Below are 1585 nucleotides of genomic sequence, written 5' to 3' on the forward strand. Positions count from 1 at the left end.
GGGGGCGTGACATAAGTTAACTAGTTACGCTCGCCAAAATATAAGGAGCACTCGAAAATCATGTGATTTTTCGAGTGCTCCTTGTTTTTTTATTCATTTTGGGTAGTTCAAGTACCTATTTTTGTCAATTTCATCATATTGATTGCCGTAATGAGTAAACCCGTCTGTTTTCTGACTTTTTCTAAGCCCCGAACCGTGTATCGAGTGAAACCCAAACAAGCCTTCATAAATCCGAAGACTGTTTCCACGTCGATCTTTCTCCGACCATATATTTTTTGAATTTCAGGCGTTAATAAGCGCTCTTTTTGTTTTTCTTTATGGTATTCCCAAGAAGGATTTACAGTGATCTTTCTGCGATTCCCCTTTGGGGTTAAGGCTTCAGGAATGAGCGCTTGGTTCGCATCCGTTTTTTCTGCTTGGTATTCTTTAAAATCTCGGACAAAGCCATCCGCATCTGTTCGTTGACGGTAAGCATGAAAATTGAATCGTACCCCTTTGGGGTCGGTGTAAAAGTCCTCCTTAGGCTCATAATCCCAATTCATTACTTTCCGATCATCTGTCTGCCATTTCTTGCTTTGTTCTTTAAACATCGTTCCATAAGGAATCAGTGCAGTATGCTGAGGAAGTTCATCTTCTATATAGCGGTAATTGCTTTCTGAACCATAGCCTGCATCGGCGACCAAATAATGAGGGGACTTTTGTGCAATCTTCATCTTTTCCAGTAATGGTTTCAGTGTCTTAGTGTCTGTTGGGTTTTGAAAGACATCGTAGCCGAGTACAAATTGATTACAAGTAGCGATCTGCAGGTTATACGCAGGCTTAAGTTGGCCATTTTTCATAGGGTCTTCTTTTACGCGCATGAATGTCGCATCATGATCAGTTTTTGAATAACTGTTTCTTGTCCCATAAGTAGAAAACTGCGTTTGATGTTCCAGAAGTTTTTCTCGTTTTGTATTTAATTTGCGTACTTGGCTTTTCAACGTTCGCCGTTGTTGTTTCGCTGGATTTGGCGAAAGACGTTTCGTTGCCTCAACTTCTTTTTCTAGTTCTTCCAGACGTAGTTCCATCCGTGTTAACAGTTCATCTATCATGTCTACTGTCAAGGACGTCCCTTCGGGAATCTGTTTCAGGGCATACGCTTCTCTTAGTTCCGTCATCATAGTAAGCAGTTTTTCGCGATTCATTTGATCGAATCGGATCGTGTTTTTCTTCCAGACAAAGCTGTACTTATTCGCATCTGCCAAGATTTTTGTACCGTCAATAAACAACGCATCATCAATCAGATTCCGTGCACGCAGATACTCTGTCAACTGATCTAAGCCTTTATTGGTCAACTCCTGCACATCGTTAGATACACAAAAACGGGCGATCGTTCGATAAGTTGGAACCCGTTCTTGCGTCAACCAACGAGCATAGAGGTTTTCTTCAGCTAAGCGTTCAATCTTGCGACTTGTAAAGGTTTCTCGCGTATACGCAAAAAGAACCAACTTCATCATGGCACCTAAATCATATTCTCTTGGTCGACCAAAAAGATAGGGGTCATTAATCTGAAGCGCTTCGACCAGTTCATGGATAAAAACGGCGA

Annotated in this window: 1 protein-coding gene; it reads right to left on the minus strand. The window is 41.5% G+C overall.

All coding sequences use genetic code 11. The annotated features are described in order from the left end of the window. Positions 1-107: 107 nt before the first annotated feature. Positions 108-1585, minus strand: a 1478-nt coding sequence (locus tag ECA1_RS16645) for an IS1182 family transposase (RefSeq protein WP_060793124.1), incomplete at its 5' end; no start/stop codon positions are given.

This window comes from Enterococcus casseliflavus NBRC 100478 (assembly GCF_001544095.1).
GTDB classification, from domain to species: Bacteria; Bacillota; Bacilli; order Lactobacillales; family Enterococcaceae; genus Enterococcus_D; species Enterococcus_D casseliflavus.